This window comes from Micromonospora matsumotoense, assembly GCF_900091525.1.
In the GTDB taxonomy this organism is placed as follows: domain Bacteria; phylum Actinomycetota; class Actinomycetes; order Mycobacteriales; family Micromonosporaceae; genus Micromonospora; species Micromonospora matsumotoensis.
The window spans coordinates 1-20354 of the sequence record NZ_FMCU01000031.1 but is presented as its reverse complement, the minus strand read 5'-3'; the positions used below and the strand labels follow the sequence as shown (position 1 = coordinate 20354).

Below are 20354 nucleotides of genomic sequence, written 5' to 3'. Positions count from 1 at the left end.
GGCGCACGCATGTACCGCACCGGAGACCTGGCCCGATGGGGCCCGGCCGGGGTGTTGGAGTTCGCCGGCCGCGCCGACGGACAGGTGAAGATCCGCGGCTACCGCATCGAACTGGGCGAGATCGAGGCCGCCGTGGGTCAGGCCGCCGTGGGTCAGGCCGCCGTGGGTCAGGCCGGCATGGGTCAGGCCGCCGTGGGTCAGGCCGCCGTCGTGGTCCGCGACGGCCGACTGGTCGCGTACGTGGTCGGCGGACCGGTCGACACCGACCGGCTACGGACAAGACTGCCGGACTACATGATCCCCTCGGCGTTCGTCCAGGTGGACGCGCTCCCCCGCACCGTCGCGGGCAAACTCGACGTGGCGGCGCTTCCCGCCCCGGACCTCTCCGAACTGGTCGGCGGCGCGCCCGCCCGCAACAGCCGCGAGCAGGCTCTGTGTGACCTGTTCGCCGAGGTGCTGGGGCTGCCGTCAGTGGGCATCGACGACGACTTCTTCGCGCTGGGCGGCGACAGCATCGTTTCGATCCAACTGGTCAGCCGGGCCCGGGCGGCCGGCCTCGGCATCAGCCCCCGGGACGTGTTCCGGCACAAGACCCCGGCCGGGCTCGCCCAGGCCGCCACCGTCGACACCACGGTGACCGAGGACCCCCGAGAGGCGTACGGGAACGCGCCGCTCACCCCGGTGATGCGCTGGCTCGCCCAGGTCGACGGCCCGACCACCGGCTACAGCCAGTCGATGCTGCTGCACGCCCCGGCCGGGCTCACCGCCGCCGGGCTGGCCGAGCTGCTGCAGGCGCTGGTCGACCGGCACGACCTGCTGCGCGCCCGGGTGACCGCCGACGGTGTGGAGATCCCCGAACCCGGCGCGCCGGTCGACGTCGTGCGGGTGGCCCCGTACGACGGGGAGAACCTGCCCGCGATCGCCGCCGCCGCCCGCGACCGGCTCGACCCCGCCCGTGGCGTCCTGCTCCAGGCGGTGCTACTCGAACCCGGGCACGTGCTGCTCGTCGTGCACCACTACGCCGTGGACGGGGTGTCGTGGCGGATCCTGCTGCCCGACCTCGCCGCCGCCTGGATGGCCGTGCGGGCGGGCCAGCCGGTCACCCTCCCGCCCACCGGCACCTCGTTCCGCCGCTGGGCCCGGGCACTGGACGGGCTCGCCCGCGACGCGAAGACCACCGCGCAGTTGCCGTACTGGACCGAGGTGCTGGCCGGGCCGCGCGCCGTGCTGGGCAGCCGACCCCTCGACCCGGCCCGCGACCGCACCGGCACCTGCGACGAGATCACCCTCGAACTGCCGCCGGAGGAGACCCGGCCGCTGCTCACCACGGTGCCCGCCGGCTTCCACGCCGGCGTCGGCGACGTGCTGCTGACCGGTCTCGCGTTGGCGCTGCGAAACTGGGCCGGCGGCGCCGGCTGGCTGGTCATGCTGGAGGGGCACGGCCGCGAGGAACACCTGGTGACCGGTGCCGACCTGTCCCGCACGGTCGGCTGGTTCACCAGCGAGTACCCGGTCCGGCTGGACCTCGGCACCGAGCACCCCGGTGACGCCCTGAAGACGATCAAGGAGCGGCTGCGGGCGGTGCCGGACAACGGCGTCGGCTACGGCCTGCTGCGCCACCTCAACCCGCAGACCGCCACCGTGCTCGCCGGGTACGACCAGCCACTGATCGGCTTCAACTACCTCGGTCGGTTCGCCGCCGGGAACGCCGAGGAGGGGCCGTGGGAACCGGCCGGTGAGGGCTGGGGCGGCGGCGCCGACGACGGCATGCCCGCCGACTACCCACTGGAGATCAACGCGACCGCCGAGGACCACGCCGACGGGCCCCGGCTCGTCGCCACCCTCACCTGGCCGAGGGACCTGCTCACCGGGGAACAGGTCCGTGACCTGGCCGGCCGCTGGCAGGCGGCGCTGCGCGCGCTGGCCGCCGACGCGGGTTCCGGGGGTTACACCCCGTCCGACCTGAGCCTGGTCGAGCTGAGCCAGGCCGACATCGACGGCCTTGAGGCCGAATTCGCCGACCTTGAGGCCGAGTGGGAGACGCAGTGACCAAGAAGACCGGGCTCGAGGACGTCCTGCCGCTGTCGCCGTTGCAGGAGGGGCTGCTCTTCCACGCGCTCTACGACACCGACGCTGCCGACGTCTACACCGTGTCGACCGCGTTGGAGCTGACCGGGCCGCTGGACACCGTCCGGCTCCGCGACGCCGGCCAGGCGCTGCTCGACCGGCACGCCAACCTGCGGGCCGGGTTCCGGCGTACGGCCAAGGGGACCACTGTCGCCGCGATCCCCACCCGGGCGCGGCTGCCCTGGGCCGAGCACGACCTGAGCGGCCTGCCCGAGACCGGGCGGATCGCGGAACTCGACCGGCTCGCCGTCGCCGACCAGCGACGACGCTTCGACATGGCCCGCCCGCCGTTGCTGCGGATGACGCTGACCCGGCTCGGGACCGACGTCCACCGGCTCACCATCACCCACCACCACATCCTGCTCGACGGCTGGTCCGCGCCGCTGCTGGTGCGGGAACTGCTCGACCTGTACGCCAGGCCCGGCTCGCTGCCGCCGGTCACCCCGTACAAGGCGTACCTGGCGTGGCTGGCCCGCTGGGACCGGGACGCGGCCACCGCCGCCTGGCGGGAGGCGCTCGCCGGGCTGGACGAACCGACCCGGATGGCGCCCGCCGGCACCACGCCCGAGCCGGTCGTCCCCGGTTCGGTGGAGACCGCCCTGCCGGCCGAGCTGAGCGGCCGGCTCACCGACCTCGCGCGTAGCCTCGGCGTCACCCTCAACACGGTGGTGCAGACGGCCTGGGGTCTGCTGCTGGCCCGGCTCACCGGCCGCGACGACGTGGTCTTCGGGGCCACCGTCTCCGGGCGGCCACCGCAGTTGCCCGGTGTCGAGTCGATGATCGGGCTGTTCATCAACACCGTGCCGGTGCGGGTCCGCGTCGACCCGGCCGAGCCGGCCGGCGACCTGCTCGTGCGCGTGCAGGACGAGCAGGCCGCGCTGATGGAGCACCAGTACCTCGGGCTGGCCGACATCCAACGGCTGGCCGGGCACGGTGAACTGTTCGACACGCTCACCGTCTTCGAGAGCTACCCGGACGACCCGGACGCCGCCGAACCGGTGCCCGGCCTGCGGGTCACCGGGACGCAGGACGAGGACGCCACCCACTATCCGCTGGTGCTGGTCGCCGAGCCGGGCCCCCGGATCAACCTGGAGATCCGGCACCGCGCCGACGTGTTCGACGCCGACGCCGCCCGCACCATCCTCGACCGGCTGATCCGCGTCGTCACCGCGATCGCCGCCGACCCGGCCGCCCCGGTCGGCCGGATCGACATCCTCGACCCGGCCGAACGCGCTGCCGTCCTCACCGAGTGGAACGGCAGCACGGACGGGATCGTCGCCACCACCTTCCCCCGACGGTTCGCCGACATGGTCGCGGCGTATCCGGAGAACATCGCCGTGATCTGCGAGGACGAGCAGGTCAGCTACGCCGAGCTGGCGGCGCGTGCGGACCGGCTGGCCCGGGCGCTGGCCGCCCGTGGGGTCGGCCCCGGTCAGGTCGTCGCGGTGGCGCTGCCGCGCTCCGTCGACCTGGTCACCGCGCTGGTCGGCGTGCTGCGCTCCGGTGCCGCCTACCTCGCGCTCGACCTGGACTACCCGGCCGACCGGTTGCGCTACATGCTGGCGGACGCCGCGCCGACCTGCGTCGTCAGCCGCGCCGATCTCGCCAACGCGCTGCCCGGCGACCGGCCGGTGGTGGACGTCGCCGCGTCCGGACCGGACGTGACGCCGATCGCGCCCGCCGTCGCGGACGCCGCGTACGTCATCTACACGTCCGGTTCGACCGGGCGACCCAAGGGCGTCGTCGTCACCCACGAGGGCGTCGCGAAGTTGCTCGCCACCCAGCAGCGCCGGCTCGGTGTCACGCACACCAGTCGGGTGCTGTTCTTCGCGTCCCCCAGCTTCGACCTCGCCTACTGGGAGCTGTGCCAGGCGCTGCTGTCCGGCGGCGCGCTGGTGGTGGTCCCGACCGAACTGCGCGTTCCCGGCGCGCCGCTGGTCGACTACCTCACCAAGCACGAGGTCACCCAGCTGGCGCTGCCGCCGTCGGTGCTCAGCGCCCTGCCCGCCGACTGCCGGTTGCCGCTCGGGGTGTCCATGCTGGTCGGCACCGAGGAGGTGCCGGCCCGGCTGGCCGAGCGGTTCGCCGCCGGCCGGCGCATGTTCAACGCGTACGGGCCCACCGAGACCAGCGTCAACGCGACCCTGTGGGAGTGCACGCCGGTCTCCACCGGCACCGTGCCGATCGGCTACCCCGACCCCGGGCAGTTGGCGTACGTGCTGGACAGCGGGCTGAACCCGGCCCCGCCCGGTGTCGTCGGCGAGCTGTACCTGGGCGGCCTCGGCCTGGCCCGCGGCTACCACCACCGGCCCGGACTGACCGCCGAACGCTTCCTGCCCGACCCGTTCGCCGCGCCCGGCGACCGGATGTACCGCACCGGCGACCTGGTGCGCTGGACCCCGGACGGGGCGTTGGAGTTCGTCGGTCGCGTCGACCACCAGGTCAAGATCCGTGGTTTCCGGGTGGAACTCGGCGAGATCGAGGCTGTCGTCGCCCGCCAGGAGGGCGTCCGGCAGGCCGCAGTCGTGCTACGTACCGACGGTGGCGTCAAGCGGATCGTCGCGTACGTCGTCGGCGACACCGATCTCGGCCGGTTGCGGACGGGCGTCGCCGCCACGCTGCCCGACTACATGGTCCCCGGCGCGTTCGTCGCCCTGGAACGGCTGCCGGTCTCGGTCAACGGCAAGCTGGACCGGGCCGCCCTGCCCGCCCCGGAGTTCACCGCCGACGGTGGCGGGCGTACGCCCCGGACTCCCCGCGAGAAGCTGCTCTGCGACGTCTTCGCCGAGGTACTGGGGGTGCCCACGGTCGGCATCGACGACGACTTCTTCGCCCTCGGCGGGGACAGCATCATGTCGATGCAGTTGGCCGGCCGGGCCCGGGTCGCCGGACTGGTGGTCTCCCCGCGCCAGGTGTTCCACCAGCGCACCCCGGCCCGGCTGGTGGCCGTCGCCGGCACCGTGACCGGCGTCGACGCGGTCCCGTCGAGCCTGTCCCTGGTGGCCCTCACCGAGGCCGACCGGCGCGAACTGGCCGGCCTCGGCGTCGACGTGCGCGAGGTGCTGCCGCTCTCGCCGTTGCAGACCGGCCTGCTGTTCCACAGTCTGCTCGACGACGTCGGCCCGGACGTCTACACCGTCCGCATGGTGGTCGACCTGACCGGGCCGATCGACGCCACCCGGCTGCGCGCCGCCGGTCAGGCGTTGCTCGACCGGCAGGCCAGCCTGCGCGCCTCGTTCCACCACCTTGCCTCCGGCACGGCGGTCAGCGTCGTCCCGGCCACCGTCACCGTGCCGTGGACCGAGGTCGACCTGTCCGGGCTGGACGCCGACGCGAGCCAGGACGCCTGGCAGCGGCTCCTCGCCGAGCAGGGCCGTCGCTTCGACCCGACCACGGCACCGTTGCTGCGCCTGGCCCTGGTGCGTACCGGCGCGAACTCCCACCGGCTCGTGCTCACCCACCACCACCTGCTGCTCGACGGCTGGTCCCGGGGGCCACTGCTGGCCGAGCTGTCCGCGCTGTACCGCGACGGCGACACCGTGCCGCCGGCCGGCCGGCCGTTCCGGGACTACCTCGCCTGGTTGGCCGGGCAGGACCGGCGGACCGCCGAGCACGCCTGGGCCGCCGCGCTCGACGGTCTCGCCGAACCCACCCGCGTCGTGCCCGTCGACGGGCACCGCGCCGCGCTGGCTCCCGAGGTGGCCCAGGTGGAGCTGCCCGAGGACCGGACCGCCGCGTTGACCGCGGGCGCCCGCGCCCGGGGTCTCACCGTCAACACCGTCGTGCAGGCCGCCTGGGGCCTGCTGCTGGCCCGGCTCACCGGCCGCGACGACGTGGTCTTCGGTGCCGTCGTCTCCGGGCGGCCACCGCAGCTGCCCGGCGTCGAGTCGATGATCGGGCTGTTCATCAACACCGTGCCGGTACGGGTCCGCATCGACCCGGCCGAGCCGGCCGGCGACCTGCTCGCGCGGCTGCAGGACGAGCAGGCCGCGCTGATGGAACACCAGTACCTCAGCCTCGCCGACATCCAGCGGATCGGCGGGCACGGCGAGTTGTTCGACACGCTGCTGGTCTTCGAGAACTACCCGGACGGCGACGCCGACGACGACGGGCTGCCGGTCACCGGCACCGACGGGCACGACGCCACCCACTATCCGCTCACGCTGATCGCCGAACCCGGCCCGCGCCTGCACCTCGCCGTGGAGTACCGGCCCGACCTGTTCGACTCCGGGTACGCCACCCGGCTCGCCGAGGCGCTGGTCACCGTCGTGGACGGGCTCGTCGACGGGCTGGACGCCCCGGTCGGCCGGGTCGGCCTGCTCGACCGGGCCGGGCGCGCGGCGATCCTGGCCGCCGGGACCGGCGAGGTCCGCGAGCTGCCCGGGGCGACCCTGCCGGAGCTGGTGGCCGCACAGGTCGCGGCGACCCCGGACGCGGTCGCGCTGGTCGGCCCGGACGGCGTCGGCGTGACGTACCGCGAACTGGACGCGCGCAGCGAGCGGTTGGCCCGGGTGCTGGCCGCCGTCGGCGTCGGACCGGAGACCGTGGTGGCGCTGGCCCTGCCGCGCTCGGTCGAGCTGGTGGTGGCGATCCTCGCCGCCGGGCGGGCCGGGGCCGCGTACCTGCCGCTCGACCTCGACCACCCGGACGCCCGGCTGGCGACGATGCTGGCCGACGCGCGGCCCGTCGCGGTGCTCGCCGTCGGCGACACCGCACCGCGCGTCGCCGGGCTGCCGCACGGGGCCGCACCCATCGTGCTCGACGGGCCGCTGGACGACCCGCAGGTGCGGCTCAGCCCGCCCGGACCACAGCATCCGGCGTACGTCATCTACACCTCCGGCTCCACCGGCGCGCCCAAGGGCGTCGAGGTCGCGCATGCCGGCATCGTCAACCGGCTGCGCTGGATGCAGCACGAGTACGCCCTCGGCGCGGGCGACCGGGTGCTGCAGAAGACCCCGGCCGGTTTCGACGTGTCGGTCTGGGAGTTCTTCTGGCCGCTGGTCACCGGGGCCACCCTCGTCGTCGCCCGGCCGGACGGCCACCGCGACCCGGGCTACCTCGCCGAGCTGATCCAGCGGGAACGGATCACCACCGTGCACTTCGTCCCGTCGATGCTCGCGGCGTTCCTCGCCGCGCCGGGCGCGGCCGGTTGCCCCACGCTGCGCCGCGTCCTGTGCAGCGGAGAGGCGCTGCCCAGCGTCCTCGCCGACCGGTGCCGGGAGGTGCTGCCCGGTGCCGCCCTGCACAACCTGTACGGCCCGACCGAGGCATCGGTGGACGTCACGGCGTGGCCGGCCGAGCGGGGCACCGGCACCGGCACGGTGCCGATCGGTGGGCCGGTGTGGAACACCCGGGTGTCCGTGCTCGACGCCGCGCTGCGTCCGGTGCCGGTGGGGGTGCCGGGTGAGCTGTACCTCTCCGGTGTGCAGCTGGCCCGGGGTTACCGGGGCCGGCCCGACCTGACCGCCGGCCGATTCGTCGCCGACCCGTACGGCCCGGCCGGCACGCGCATGTACCGCACCGGCGACCAGGTGCGGTGGACCGCGCCCGGGGTGCTCGACTTCCTCGGCCGGGGCGACGGCCAGGTGAAGATCCGCGGGCTGCGCGTCGAACTGGGCGAGATCGAGGCCGCGCTGGCCGGGCAGCCCGACGTGGGTACGGCCGTGGTGCTGCTGCGCGAGGACCGGCCGGGGGTGGCGCACCTGGTCGCCTACCTCACCGTGACCGGCGCGCTGGACACCGCCGCGCTGCGCGTCCGGCTCGCGGCGCTGTTGCCCGACTACATGGTGCCGGCCGCCTTCGTGGTCCTCGACGCGCTGCCCGTCTCGGTCAACGGCAAACTGGACCGGGCCGCCCTGCCCGCGCCCGACTTCGCCGGCGCGGGCACCGGCACGGCCCCCCGCAACCCGCGCGAACAGCTGCTCGTCGAGCTGTTCGCGCGGGTGCTGGCGGTGCCCACGGTCGGCGTCGAGGACGACTTCTTCAGCCTCGGCGGCGACAGCATCATCTCGATCCAGCTGGTCGGTCGGGCCCGTGCCGCCGGTCTGTCGCTGTCCCTGCGGCAGGTGTTCCAGCTGCGGACACCGGCCGCGTTGGCCGCCGCCGCCGAGTCGGCGTTCGTCACCACCACCGGCAGCGGCGCGCTGGTCACGCTCACGGACGAGGAGACTGCCGAGGTCGCCGGGCTGGGCCTGGAGGTGGCCGAGGTGCTGCCCCTCGCACCGCTGCAGACCGGTCTGCTCTTCCACGCCGCGTTCGACGCCGACGGCCTCGACCTCTACACCGTGCAGATCGTCTTCGACCTGCCCGGCGGCGTCGATCCGGCCCGGCTGCGCGCCGCCGGGCAGGCACTGCTGCAGCGGCATGCCAACCTGCGGACGTCGTTCCACCAGCTCGACTCCGGCCGACCGGTCGCGGTGGTGAACCGTGGTGTCACCCTGCCCTGGGCCGAGGCGGACCTCTCCGACCTGGATGACGACCGGCGCGAGGAGGCGTGGCAGCGCTGCCTCGCCGAGGAGGGCCGACGGTTCGATCCGGCGGTCGCCCCGCTGCTGCGGATGATGCTGGTGCGCACCGGTGACGCCTACCGGCTGGTCCTCACCCACCAGCACATGCTGCTCGACGGCTGGTCCCGTGGGCCACTGATGGACCAGCTCTCCGCGCTGTACGAGGCGGCCGACGGCGGCACCGCCCCGACGCCGTACCGTGACTTCCTCGCCTGGCTGGCCGGGCAGGACCGGCCCGCCGCCGAGCAGGCATGGCGGGCGGCGCTGGCCGGGGTCAGCGACGCCACCCGGCTCGCCCCGGCCGACCCGCAACGGGCACCGGCGGTGCCCGAGCTGGTCGAGCAGGAGCTGACGGAGGCCGTGACCGCGCGCCTGACCAGCCTGGCCCGTTCCCGGGGGCTGACGCTGAACACGCTGGTCCAGGCCGCCTGGAGCATCGTGCTGGGCCGGCTCACCGGCCGCGACGACGTGGTCTTCGGGGTCACCGTCTCCGGCCGGCCGGCGCAGGTGCCCGGGGTGGAGTCGATGATCGGGCTGTTCATCAACACCCTGCCGGTGCGGGTGCGCATCGACCCGGCCGAGCCGGTGGCGGGGCTGCTGACCCGGTTGCAGGACGAGCAGTCGGCGCTGCTCGACCACCAGTATCTCGGGCTGGCCGACATCCAGCGGCTGGCCGGGGTCGGGGAGCTGTTCGACACGCTGCTGATCGTCGAGAACTACCCGGAGCGCTCCGGCGACGGGCCGGAGAGCCTGCTCGCCGCCGTCGACGCGGGTGGGCGTGACGCCACCCACTACCCGCTGACCTGGGTCGTCGACCCCGGTCAGCGGCTGCGGGTGGGCCTGGAGTTCCGGACCGACCTCTTCGCCCCGCCGGTCGCCCGGCGACTGGTCGGCGCGCTCACCGCCGTCCTGACCGCGTTCACCACCGATCCGGGCCGCGCGGTGGGCCGCCTCGACCTGGTGTCCGACGAGGACCGGACCGGCTGGAACCCGCCACCGCCGGCCAGCGTCGACGACCCGACGGTGGCGGCCCTGTTCGAACGGCAGGTGGCCGAGTCACCGGACGCGCCCGCCGTCGTCTGCGGCGCGGTCCGCTGGACGTTCGCCGCACTCAACGATCGCGCCAACCGGCTGGCCCGGCTGCTGGCCAGCCGTGGGGTCGGCGCCGAGGACGTGGTGGCGCTGGCCCTGCCGCGCACCGCCGACGCGATCACCGCGATCCTCGCAGTGCTCAAGTGTGGTGCCGCCTACCTGCCGCTGGACCCGGCCTACCCGCCGGCCCGGGTCGCCGCGATGCTCGCCGACGCGCGACCCGCCGTGCTGGTCACCGCCGCCGGGGTCGGGGTCACTGCGGACGAGACCGACCACGTCCTGGTCGACGACCCGACGTTGAGCACGTTCGCCGGGCACGACCTGACCGACGGTGACCGGGTACGCCCGGCCCGCCCCCAGCATCCGGCGTACGTCATCTACACCTCCGGTTCCACCGGACGCCCGAAGGGCGTGGTGGTGACCCACCGCAACCTGGTCAACCTGTTCCGGAGCCACCGCGCGCAGCTGCACCTGCCCGCCCGCGCCGCCACCGGCCGTCGTCACCTGCGGGTCGGGCACGCCTGGTCGTTCGCGTTCGACGCCTCCTGGCAGCCGCAGCTGTGGCTGCTCGACGGGCACGCCCTGCACATCGTCACCGAGGAGCGGCAACGCGACCCGGAGCAGCTCGCCGCGCTGATCCGGGCCGAGGGGATCGACTTCATCGAGCTGACCCCCTCGCACTTCGCGCAGCTCGCCGACGCCGGCCTGATCCGCGACGGGCGCTGCCCCCTCGCCGTGGTCGGTGTCGGTGGCGAGGCGGTGCCGCCCGCGCTCTGGCAACGCCTCGGCGCGCTGCCCGGCACCGAGGCGTTCAACCTGTACGGTCCGACCGAGGCGACGGTGGACGCGCTCGCGGCCCGAATCGGCGACACCGCGTCTCCCGTGATCGGCCGGGCCGTCGCGGGTGCCCGCGCCTACGTGCTGGACCGTGCCCTGCGGCACACCCCGACCGGTGTGGCGGGCGAGCTGTACGTCGCCGGAGCCGGCCTGGCACGTGGCTACCTGGGCCGGCCCGACCAGACCGCCGAGCGGTTCCTCGCCGACCCGTACGGCGCGCCGGGTGAGCGGATGTACCGCACCGGTGACCTGGTGCGGTGGACCGAGGACGGTCGGGTGGAGTACCTCGGCCGGGTCGACGAACAGGTGAAGATCCGCGGCTTCCGGGTGGAGCTGGGCGAGATCGAGTCGGTGCTCGCCGCGCAGCCCGGCGTCGCCGAGGCCGTGGTGGCCGCCCGAGAGGACCGCCCCGGGGTACGCCTCCTGGCCGGTTACGTCGTCGGTGCCGAAGGGCTCGACCTGACCGCGCTGCGTGCCGCGGTCGCCGCCGAGCTGCCCGACTACATGGTGCCGTCCACCCTGCTCCGCCTGGACCGGCTGCCCACCCTGGCCAACGGCAAGCTGGACCGGGCCGCGCTGCCCGCGCCCGACCTCGGCGCGGCCGGCGGCGGCCGGGCGCCCCGCTCGGACCGGGAACGCGTCCTGGGTGAGGTGGTCGCGGCCGTGCTGGGTCTGCCCTCGGTGGACGTCGAGGCGGACTTCTTCGCGTTGGGCGGCGACAGCATCGTCGCGATGCAGCTCGTCGGCCGGGCCCGTGCGGCCGGCCTGCGGCTCACCCCACGGCAGGTCTTCGCGGAGCGGACGGTGGCCGGGCTGGCCCTGGCCGCGACCGCCGTCGACCGGACCGGTGGGCGGGCCGCCGACGGGGTCGGCTCGTTCCCGTTGACCCCGGTCATGCGCTGGTTGCGCGAGGTCGACGGCCCGATCGACGGGTTCAACCAGTCCGCGGTCGTGCAGGTCCCGGCGGGGCTCGGGTGGGAGCCGCTGCTGGTCGCATTGCAGGCCGTCACCGACCGGCACGACCTGCTGCGGGCCCGGCTGGACCGGACCGGCGACTGGTCGGTGACGGTGCCGCCGCCGGGTTCGTCGCGGGCCGCCGACTGGACCGTCCGCGTCGACGTGACCGGCCTCGACGAGCGTGGCCTGTGGGACACGGTCGTCGCGCAGGCGGACATCGCGCAGGCCGGGCTCGACCCGGAGCGCGGGGCGATGATCCGGGCCGCCTGGCTGGACGCCGGCCCACACCGGCCGGGTCGCCTGCTGCTGCTGGTGCACCACCTGGTGGTGGACGGCGTCTCGTGGCGGGTGCTGCTGCCCGAGATCGGTGCCGCCTGGCGGGACGCGGTCGCCGGCCGTACGCCGCTGACCGCCGCGACCGGCACGTCGTTCCGGCGCTGGGCGACCGGTCTCGCCGAGCGGGCGTCGGACCCGGCACGGGTGGCGGAGCTGCCGAGGTGGGAGCAGATCGTGGGCCGAGGCGACCCGCTGCCGGTCCGCCGTCCACTCGACCCGACGCTCGACGTGGCCGGTACCCTGCGCGACATCACCCTGACCCTGCCCACCGACGTCACCGAGGCCCTGCTCACCCGCGTTCCGGCCGGGCTCGGTGCCGGGGTCAACGACGTGCTGCTGGGCGCGTTGGGGATGGCCGTCACCCGGTGGCGGGCCGGGCAGGGCGACGCGGGCGACGCGGTGCTCGTCGCGCTGGAGGGCCACGGGCGGGAGGAGCACCTGGTGGACGGGGCCGACCTGTCCGGCACGGTCGGCTGGTTCACCAGCATTTTCCCGGTCTGCCTGGACACCGCCGGGATCGACGTGTCGGGCGGTGGCGCGGCGGTGGCCGAGGCGGTGGTACGGGTCCGCGAGCACCTGGCCGAGCTGCCGGACAACGGCATGGGCTACGGCATGCTGCGCTACCTCAACCCGGTGACCGCGCCCACGCTGGCCGCGCTGCCGCATCCGCCGATCCAGTTCAACTACATGGGCCGGTTCGACTTCCCGGAGGCCGCCGACTGGGAGTTCGCCCCCGAGGCGGAGGCCGCCGAGAACGGTGCCGACGACGCCATGCCCGAGACGTACGAGCTGGTGCTGAACGCCCAGACCGAGGACCGCGCGTCCGGCCCACAGCTGGTCGCCACCTGGAGCTGGCCGGACGGCGTGTTCGCCGAGGAATCGGTGGACGAGCTCGCCCGTCTCTGGTTCGACGCCCTGCAAGCCCTGGTAACGCACAACCCCATGAGGAGTATCCGATGAGTACGAACCCGTTCGACAACGCCGACGGCACGTTCCTCGTGCTGGTCAACGACGAGAACCAGCACAGCCTGTGGCCGGTCTTCGCCGAGGTGCCGGCGGGTTGGCGGACCGTACACGGCCCGGCCGACCGGCAGGACTGTGTCGACTACGTCAACGGGCACTGGACCGACATGCGTCCGCAGAGCCTGATCGACGCCGACCGCTGAGCGGCGGCCCGGACCAGCGCGCTCAGTGTCGGGCGCGCTGGTCCGACCAGGCCCGCCACAGGGTGGCGTACGGGCCGCCCCGCGCGATGAGGTCGCGGTGGGTGCCCACCTCGACGATCCGGCCGGCCTCCAGCACCACCACCCGGTCCGCGCTCACCGCCTGGGTGAGCCGGTGCGCCACGACCAGCGCGGTACGTCCCGCCAGCGCGGCCGTGGCCACCCGTTCGAGCAGGCGCGCTCCGGCGCTGCCGGCCTCCGCGGTGGCCTCGTCGAGGATCGCCATCGGCGGATCGGCCAGGATCAGCCGGGCGAACGCCAACTGCTGTGCCTGCGCCGCGGTGAGGACGTACCCGCCGGCACCGACCTCGGTGTCCAGACCGTCCGGCAGTTGCCGCACCCAGCCCAGCGCGTCCACGGTGTCCAGGGCGGCGCTCACCTCGTCGTCGGTGGCGTCCGGGCGGGCCAGCCGCAGGTCGTCGACGAGGGGCCCGGCGAAGACGTGCACCTCCTGGGTGATCAGGGCGACCTCGCCGGCCGGCACCACGACGCTTCCCCCGGTGGGCCGGTGCACTCCGGCGATCACCTTGGCCAGCGTGGTCTTGCCGGCGCCGCTGCTGCCGACCAGGGCGACCCGCTCGCCCCGGGCGATCGTCAGGTCGACGTCGTGCAGCACCGGCCGGTCCGGCCGGTAGGCGAAGTCCAGCCCGCGTACGACCACCGCGTCCGGTCCGTCTCCGGCGACGGCCCGCTGTCGTACCGGCGGGGTCAGGTCGGCGACCCCGACCAGCCGGTCCAGCCCCGAGGCGGCGGCCTGGGCGTCGTCGACCAGGGCGAGAGCCACGTTGACCGGGCCGAAGAGGCCGTGGAAGTACAGCGCCGCCGCGGTCGCCGTGCCGATGCTCACCAGGTCACCCCGAACGAGGAAGAAGCCGGTGCCGAGGACGGCGGCGAGTCCGGCGAACTCGGCGACGTGCAGCCGGGCGTAGAAGCGGGTCTGTAGCGCGACGCCCCGCAGCAACAGGTCGACCGCCTGCCGGGACCTGGTGGCGACCCGGTCCCGGTGCGCGTCGGCGATGCGGAACGCGCGGATCGTCGGCGCGCCGTCGATGGTGGCGAGCAGGTGGTGTTGCTGGGCGGCGACGGCGACCCGCTGCCGGGCGTAGAGGGGCACGGCACGGCGGGCGTACCAGCGGACCGTGTGCGCCTGCACCGGCACGGCGATCAGCGCCGCGACCAGGAACCGCCAGTCGAGCACGGCCATCCCGGCCAGGGTGAGCACGATGGTCAACGCGGCACGGGTGAACTCGGGGACGGCGCTGCGGGCCGCCTCGGCGATCACCGCGACGTCGTTGGTCACCCGGGAGGTCAGGTCACCGGTCCCGGCGCGTTCGACCTGCTCCAGTGGCAGGTGCAGGGCCGAGGACACGAACCGCTCGCGCAGGTCGGCCAGCACTCCCTCGCCGACCTGCGCGAGCAGGGCGACACCGAAGCCGGCCAGGGCCGCCTCGACGACAGCGGCGGCCACCAGCCCCACGCCGGTGAGCACGACGTCGCCGGCGCTGCCCCCGCCGGTGGCCAGATCGACCAGGTGCCCGAGCAGCGGCGGGACCACCAGACCGGCCGTGGTGCCGGCGATCAGCAGGGCCAGCGCCCCGGCCAGCCGGGATCGCCGTGGCCGCACCAGGGCACGCAGCTGGGTCAGGGTGCGCCGCCCGGTCGCGATCGGCAGCAACGTCGTCGATTCGGTGGTCATGCGAGCACGGTCTCCCGGTAGGTGTCGTCCTCGGCGACAAGATCGCCGTGCGTGCCGTCGGTGCGGACGGTGCCGTCGTGCACGACGATCACCCGGTCGGTCACCGCGAGCAGCGCCGGGCTGGTGGTCACCAGGATCGTGGTGTGTCCGGCGCGCATCGACCGCAACCGGCCGGCGATGCGCGCCTCGGTCGCGGCGTCGACCGCGGTGGTGGGGTCGTGCACGACGAGCACCGGCGGTTCACCGGCCAGTGCCCGGGCGAGCGCGATGCGCTGCCGCTGCCCACCGGAGAGCGACCGCGCCCGGTCGTCCAGCACGGTGTCCAGCCCGTCCGGCAGGCCGTGCGCCACCTCGTCGGCGTCGGCAGCGGCCACGGCGGCGTCGACGCTCGCCGGGCGGGCCCGCCCGGCGAGCGAGACGGCGGCGCGGACGCTGTCGTCGAACAGGTCGGTCTGGTGTTCGACGGCCAGCACCACGGCCCGCAGATCGTCCGGTGCGAGCGTGGCGAGCGCGACGCCGTCCAGTTCGATCACCCCCGCGGCGGGGTCGTGCAGCCGCCCGAGCAGCCGCACCAGCTCGGCCGCCTCGGCCGGGTCGGTGGCCACGATCCCGACCAGCTCACCGGGAGCGATCTCCAGGTCGATTCCGCGCAGGGGCGGGCTGTCCACCCCGCGCAGCGCGAGCCCGCCCCGCACGGGGGTGACCGGGCTCGCCGCACCGTCGGGCACCGCGGCGGGGGTGTCCAGCACGGCGGCGATCCGGCGGGCGGAGGCCCGGCCCTGGGCGATGTCCGCACCCACCCAGCCGAACGTCGACATCGGACCGACCAGGAACTGCGCCAGGCCGAGCGAGGAGATGAGCTGACCGACGCTGATCTGGCCGTCGAGGGCGAGGAGCCCACCGATGACCGCGACGACCGCCAGGAACACCCCGCTGAGCATGAGCACCAGCCCCTGGTACGCGGCCTCGGCGCGGGCCGCGCGCACGGTCGCGGCCAACGCGCTGCGACTGCGCTGCCGGTAGCGGGCGACCGCCGCGGTCTCGGCCCGCAGACCCTTGACCACCCGGAGCCCGTCTACCAGGTCGGCGGCGATGCCGGAGGCGTGCGCGCCGTGCTCCTGCTCCGTCTCGCTGCGTTCCTCCAGCGGCTTGCCGAACAGCCGGGTGAGCAGCAACAGCGGCGGCGTGCCCAGCAACACCACCAGCCCGAGCGGCACCGAGATGGCCAGCAGCAGGATCGCCGCGAGGGCCAGGCCGACGACGGCGGCCACGCCGGAGGCGACAGCGATGGCGACCGCGCCGACCCGGGCCGCGTCGCTGGTGGCGATCGACACCAACGCACCGGGCAGCCGGTCGGCTTCGGCGCCACCGCGCTCGTGCAGCACCCGCCCGGTCACCCGTAGCCGCAGATCGTGCGCCGCCTGCTCTGCGGCACGTTCGCCGCTGCGCTCGCCGTACCGGTAGCTGTAACTCAGGCCGACGTAGACGGCGGCCAGCACACCCAGCCAGCGGAACAGACCGTCGACGCCGCCGTCCACCGCCCGGTCGATGATCACACCGATCAGGAACGGCACCGCCGCCTCGCCGGCCTGATGGCCGCAGATCAGCAGGGTGCTCAGCGAGATGAGGCGTCGCTGCCCACCGAGCGCGTCGGCGAGCAGACTCCGGCCGCCGGTCACGCGGGGACCCGGTCGGCGGGGTTCGCCGGCACACCGGCACGGGCCATCCGACGCCGCTGCCGCCCGGCCGGCACCACCATCGGGGTGTCCGTCTCCGGATCGGTCATCACCCGGCAGGGCATCGCGAACACCGTCTCCACCAGTTCCGCCGTCATCACCTCGGCGGGCGGGCCCTGCGCGAGGACCCGGCCCTCGCGCATCACGATCAGCTCGGTGGCGTACCGGCAGGCGTGGTTGAGGTCGTGCAGGACGGCGACGACCGTCCGGCCCTGCTCGTGCAGGTCAGCGCAGAGGTCCAGCACCTCGAACTGGTGGGACAGGTCGAGGAACGTGGTCGGTTCGTCGAGCAGCAGGATCGGCGTCTGCTGGGCCAGTGCCATCGCCAGCCAGACCCGCTGACGCTGACCGCCGGAGAGTTCGTCGACGAACCGGTCGGCCAGCTCGGTCACCTCGGTCTGGCGCATCGCGTCGGCGACCGCCGCCTCGTCCTGCGGCGACCACTGCCGCAGCAGGCGCTGATGGGCGAAGCGGCCCCGGGCGACCAACTCCGCCACCACGATCCCGCCGGGCGCGACCGACGACTGCGGCAGCATGCCGAGCTGCCGGGCCACCTGCTTGGACGGCTGCGACGCGATGGTCTGACCATTCAGGTAGACGGCGCCGGACTGCGGCTTCAGCACCCGGGCCAGTGACCGCAGCAGCGTCGACTTGCCGCAGGCGTTGGGACCGACGATGACGGTGAACGACCCGTCGGCGATCTGGACGTCGAGGTCCCGGACGACCACCCTCCTGTCGTACGCCAGGGTCAGTGCGTCGGCCCGCAGCCGCGACTCGGTCATCGCTGTGCTCCTTGTCCGCGGTTACGTCGCTCGTGGAAGAGCAACCAGGTCAGGTAGATGCCGCCCAGGGCGGCGGTGACGAGGCCGACCGGGACGTCGTTCTCGGGCAGGATGCGTTGGGCGACCCAGTCACTGGCCGTCAACAGGGCGGCACCCATCAACGCGGCCGGCAGGATCCCGGCGTTCGGTGACCGGGTCAGCCGGGCTGCCAACGGTGGCGCGGCGAGAGCGACGAACGCGATCGGCCCGGCCGCGGCGGTGGCACCGGCCGCGAGCCCGACGCCGGACAGCGCGAGCACCACCCTGCTGCGTTCGACAGGTACCCCGTGCAGCATCGCGGGCTCGTCGCCCAGGGCCAGCATGTCGAGATACCGGCCGTGGTGGAGCGCGACCGGCAGCAGCACCGCGACGGCGACGGCGACCAGCGCCACCTCGGTCCAGCCGGGACCGTTGACGCTGCCGATCAACCAGACCTGGGCGGCGATCGCCTCGTCCAGTCGACTGCGGTAGATCAGGAACGAGTTGAACGAGTCGAGCAGCGCGGACACGCCGACGCCCATCAGCACCAGCCGGAACGGCTGCACCCCACGGCGGAACGCGAGCAGGTAGATGGCGACCGAGGTGACCAGGCAGCCGATGATCGCGCCGGCCGCGACCTGGAAGCCGGCACCGTTGAACAGCAGCAGGACGATCAGCGCGCCGGTCGCCGCGCCGACCGTCAAGCCGACGAAGTCGGGGCTGCCCAGGGGGTTGCGGGTCAACCCCTGGAAGATCGTGCCGCTCGCGCCCAGGGCGGTGCCGACCAGCAGGGTGATCAGCACGCGGGGTAGCCGCAGCTCGTGCACGATGAAGTCGGTGCCCGGGTCGCCCTGGCCGACGAGGCTCCGTAGCACGTCGGACACGGGGATCGGGAAGTCGCCGCTGGAGAGGTTGACCAGCGCGACACCCAGCGCCGTGAGCAGCAGCGCGGTGCCGGCGATCAGCGCCCGCAGGTGCACCCGCAGCGAGAGCCGGTTACCCCGGCTACGGATCACCAGCCGGGTGCTGCGCCCGGACGGGCGTAGCTTCAGCCCCGGCCCGCTCACAGGATGCTCAGCCGGCGTCGGCGGCACAGCGCGATGAACAGTGGTGCGCCCAGAAACGCGGTGACCACCCCGACCGGCAGTTCGGCCGGGGCCACCAGGACCCGCCCGAGCACGTCCGAGCCCAGCAGCAGGGTGGGCCCGAGGACGAGCGAGTAGGCCAGGATCCAGCGGTGGTCCGAGCCGGTGAACATCCGGGCGGCATAGGGGACGGCCAGGCCGACGAACCAGATCGGCCCGCAGGCGGCGGTCGCGACGCCGCACAACAGGGTGATCGTGATCATGCCCAGCACCCGGATCCGCCCCGGGTGCGCGCCGACCGAGGTCGCCGCGTCGTCACCCATGCTCAGCGCGTTGAGCTGGTGGCCCAGCATCAGCGCGAGCAGGACGCCGACCACCAGGAACGGCGTCAACTGGGTGATCGTGCCGGTCTCCCGGTCGGCGAGCGAGCCGACGTCCCAGTGCCGGTACCGGTCGAACGCCTCCCGGTGGGTCACCAGGATCGCCCAGACTCCGGCGCCGAGCACCGCGGTGAGAGAGACCCCGGCGAGCACCTGCCGTTCCGGGGTGGGAGCCCGGCCCGCACCGCCGAGCGCGAAGACGGCCGCCGAGGTGAGCCCGGCACCGGCGATGGCGAACCAGACGTACCCGGTCGCACTCGTCACTCCGAGCAGCGCGATGGCCAGCACCACGCCGGTGGAAGCGCCCAGGCTGACCCCGAGCAGCCCGGGTTCGGCCAGCGGGTTGCGGGTGAGCGCCTGCATCACCGTACCGGCCAGGCCCAGGGCCGCGCCCACGCCGAAGCCGAGGATCGTCCGGGGCAGCCGTAACTGGTGCACGATCTCCGCGGCGGCGGAGCCGTCGTCGTGCCAGAGCACCTGCCAGACCGTGCCGGGGCCGAGCGAGCGGCTGCCGACCGCGATGCTGAGCGCCACGGCGACGGCGAGGGCGACGAGGCCCACGACGAGGCCGGCCCAGCGGCGACCGGTGCGCGACGACGACTCGCGCGGCACCTTGTCGGGTGGGACGGTCCGGGGCTCCGGGCGGGTGCCGGTGCCTGAGGTCAACACGTGCTCCATCCGTCCACCCGTTCGCACTACTCAATTAGGTGAGGCTAACCTACACTCCCGTCCGAGGTCACCACCCTGGGGCCTCGCTGGCAGAAAGGAACAGCCGTGCGGCCTTCCTCAATCCGCCGGAGCGCCACGGTCGCGGCGACCGTGCTCCTGCTTCTACTCGCGGCCTGCGGTGGTGGGTCGGAGCCGTCGGCCCCCTCGTCCAGCGCCGCCGCCTCCGACGCCTTCCCGGTCTCGATCGCGCACAAGTTCGGCACCACCACCGTCCCGGCCGAGCCCCAGCGGATCGTGGTGGTCGGCCTGGTCGAGCAGGACGCGCTGCTGTCGCTGGGCGTCGTGCCGGTGGCCACCACCGAGTGGTTCGGCGAGAAGCCGGGCGCCATCTGGCCCTGGGCCGAGGCCGCGCTGGGCGCAGGGGCCAAGCCGCAGGTGCTCACCAGCACCGATGGCGTCCAGTTCGAGAAGGTGGCGGCCCTGCGGCCCGACCTCATTCTCGGCATCTACTCGGGGCTGACCAGCGAGGACTACGCGAAGCTGGCGAAGATCGCGCCGACCGTGGCGCAGCCGAAGAACGCCGTCGACTACGGAGTGTCCTGGCAGGACCTCACCCGCACGGTCGGCACCGCCGTCGGTCGCAAGACGCAGGCGGACAAGGTCGTCACCGATGTCGAGGCCAGGTTCGCCGCGGCACGCGCCGCGAACCCGGCCTTCGCCGGCACGACCGGCCTGATGGCCACCACCTACGAGGGCTACTACGTGTACGGCCCGCAGGACTCGCGTGGTCGGCTCCTCTCCGACCTGGGCTTCACGCTGCCGCCCGGGCTGGCCGAGGTGACCGGCAAGGAGTTCGGCGCGAACCTGAGCCGGGAGCGCACCGACATGCTCGACACCGGCGTGCTGATCT

9 protein-coding genes are annotated in these 20354 nt (G+C 74.2%); 4 read left to right on the top strand and 5 right to left on the bottom strand.

Features of this window, described 5'->3' with window-relative positions; translation table 11 throughout:
• The 3 genes from GA0070216_RS34880 to GA0070216_RS31760 all read left to right on the top strand — a co-directional run.
• Positions 1–2049, top strand: a 2049-nt coding sequence (locus GA0070216_RS34880) for a condensation domain-containing protein (RefSeq protein ID WP_245722872.1), incomplete at its 5' end; no start/stop codon positions are given.
• Positions 2046–12815 carry a non-ribosomal peptide synthetase gene (locus GA0070216_RS31765; RefSeq protein ID WP_176739242.1) on the top strand — a complete coding sequence of 3590 codons (10770 nt, stop codon included), beginning with the start codon at positions 2046–2048 and terminating at the stop codon, positions 12813–12815. The genes GA0070216_RS34880 and GA0070216_RS31765, both read left to right, overlap by 4 nt.
• Positions 12812–13021, top strand: a complete 210-nt coding sequence (locus GA0070216_RS31760; protein WP_091253974.1) for an MbtH family protein — start codon at positions 12812–12814, stop codon at positions 13019–13021. The genes GA0070216_RS31765 and GA0070216_RS31760 overlap by 4 nt, the downstream gene beginning before the upstream one ends.
• Before the next feature lie 22 nt (positions 13022–13043).
• Here GA0070216_RS31760 and GA0070216_RS31755 read toward each other — a convergent pair whose 3' ends face one another.
• Genes GA0070216_RS31755 through GA0070216_RS31735 form a run of 5 tightly spaced genes read right to left on the bottom strand, consistent with a single transcriptional unit; the run spans position 13044 to position 19453 of the window.
• Positions 13044–14774, bottom strand: a complete 1731-nt coding sequence (locus GA0070216_RS31755; protein ID WP_091253971.1) for an ABC transporter ATP-binding protein — start codon at positions 14772–14774, stop codon at positions 13044–13046.
• A complete protein-coding gene (locus GA0070216_RS31750) occupies positions 14771–16453 on the bottom strand; it encodes an ABC transporter ATP-binding protein (protein ID WP_245722871.1) in 1683 nt (560 codons plus the stop codon). Before GA0070216_RS31750 ends, GA0070216_RS31755 begins: the two co-directional genes overlap by 4 nt.
• Entirely contained in the window at positions 16450–17292 is an 843-nt protein-coding gene (locus GA0070216_RS31745) for an ABC transporter ATP-binding protein (RefSeq protein WP_091253967.1), read from the bottom strand. The genes GA0070216_RS31750 and GA0070216_RS31745 overlap by 4 nt, the downstream gene beginning before the upstream one ends.
• Positions 17289–18377: a FecCD family ABC transporter permease gene (locus GA0070216_RS31740; protein ID WP_091253964.1), complete on the bottom strand. Its 1089-nt coding sequence runs from the start codon at positions 18375–18377 to the stop codon at positions 17289–17291. Before GA0070216_RS31740 ends, GA0070216_RS31745 begins: the two co-directional genes overlap by 4 nt.
• The gene (locus GA0070216_RS31735; protein WP_218108346.1) at positions 18374–19453 is read right to left on the bottom strand and encodes a FecCD family ABC transporter permease; all 1080 of its coding nucleotides are present in this window, start codon (positions 19451–19453) and stop codon (positions 18374–18376) included. The genes GA0070216_RS31740 and GA0070216_RS31735 overlap by 4 nt, the downstream gene beginning before the upstream one ends.
• Positions 19454–19549: 96 nt before the next feature.
• On the opposite strand from GA0070216_RS31735, the gene GA0070216_RS31730 reads away from it, so the two are divergent.
• On the top strand, positions 19550–20354 hold an 805-nt coding region (locus GA0070216_RS31730; protein WP_091254034.1), incomplete at its 3' end, for an ABC transporter substrate-binding protein.

Bases quoted from the DNA above. Each gene is read 5' to 3' on its own strand.
- GA0070216_RS31745 (WP_091253967.1), bottom strand. From the start codon at position 17,292: ATGACCGAGTCGCGGCTGCGGGCCGACGCACTGACCCTGGCGTACGAC.
- GA0070216_RS31760 (WP_091253974.1), top strand. From the start codon at position 12,812: ATGAGTACGAACCCGTTCGACAACGCCGACGGCACGTTCCTCGTGCTG.
- GA0070216_RS31735 (WP_218108346.1), bottom strand. From the start codon at position 19,453: ATGGAGCACGTGTTGACCTCAGGCACCGGCACCCGCCCGGAGCCCCGG.
- GA0070216_RS31755 (WP_091253971.1), bottom strand. From the start codon at position 14,774: ATGACCACCGAATCGACGACGTTGCTGCCGATCGCGACCGGGCGGCGC.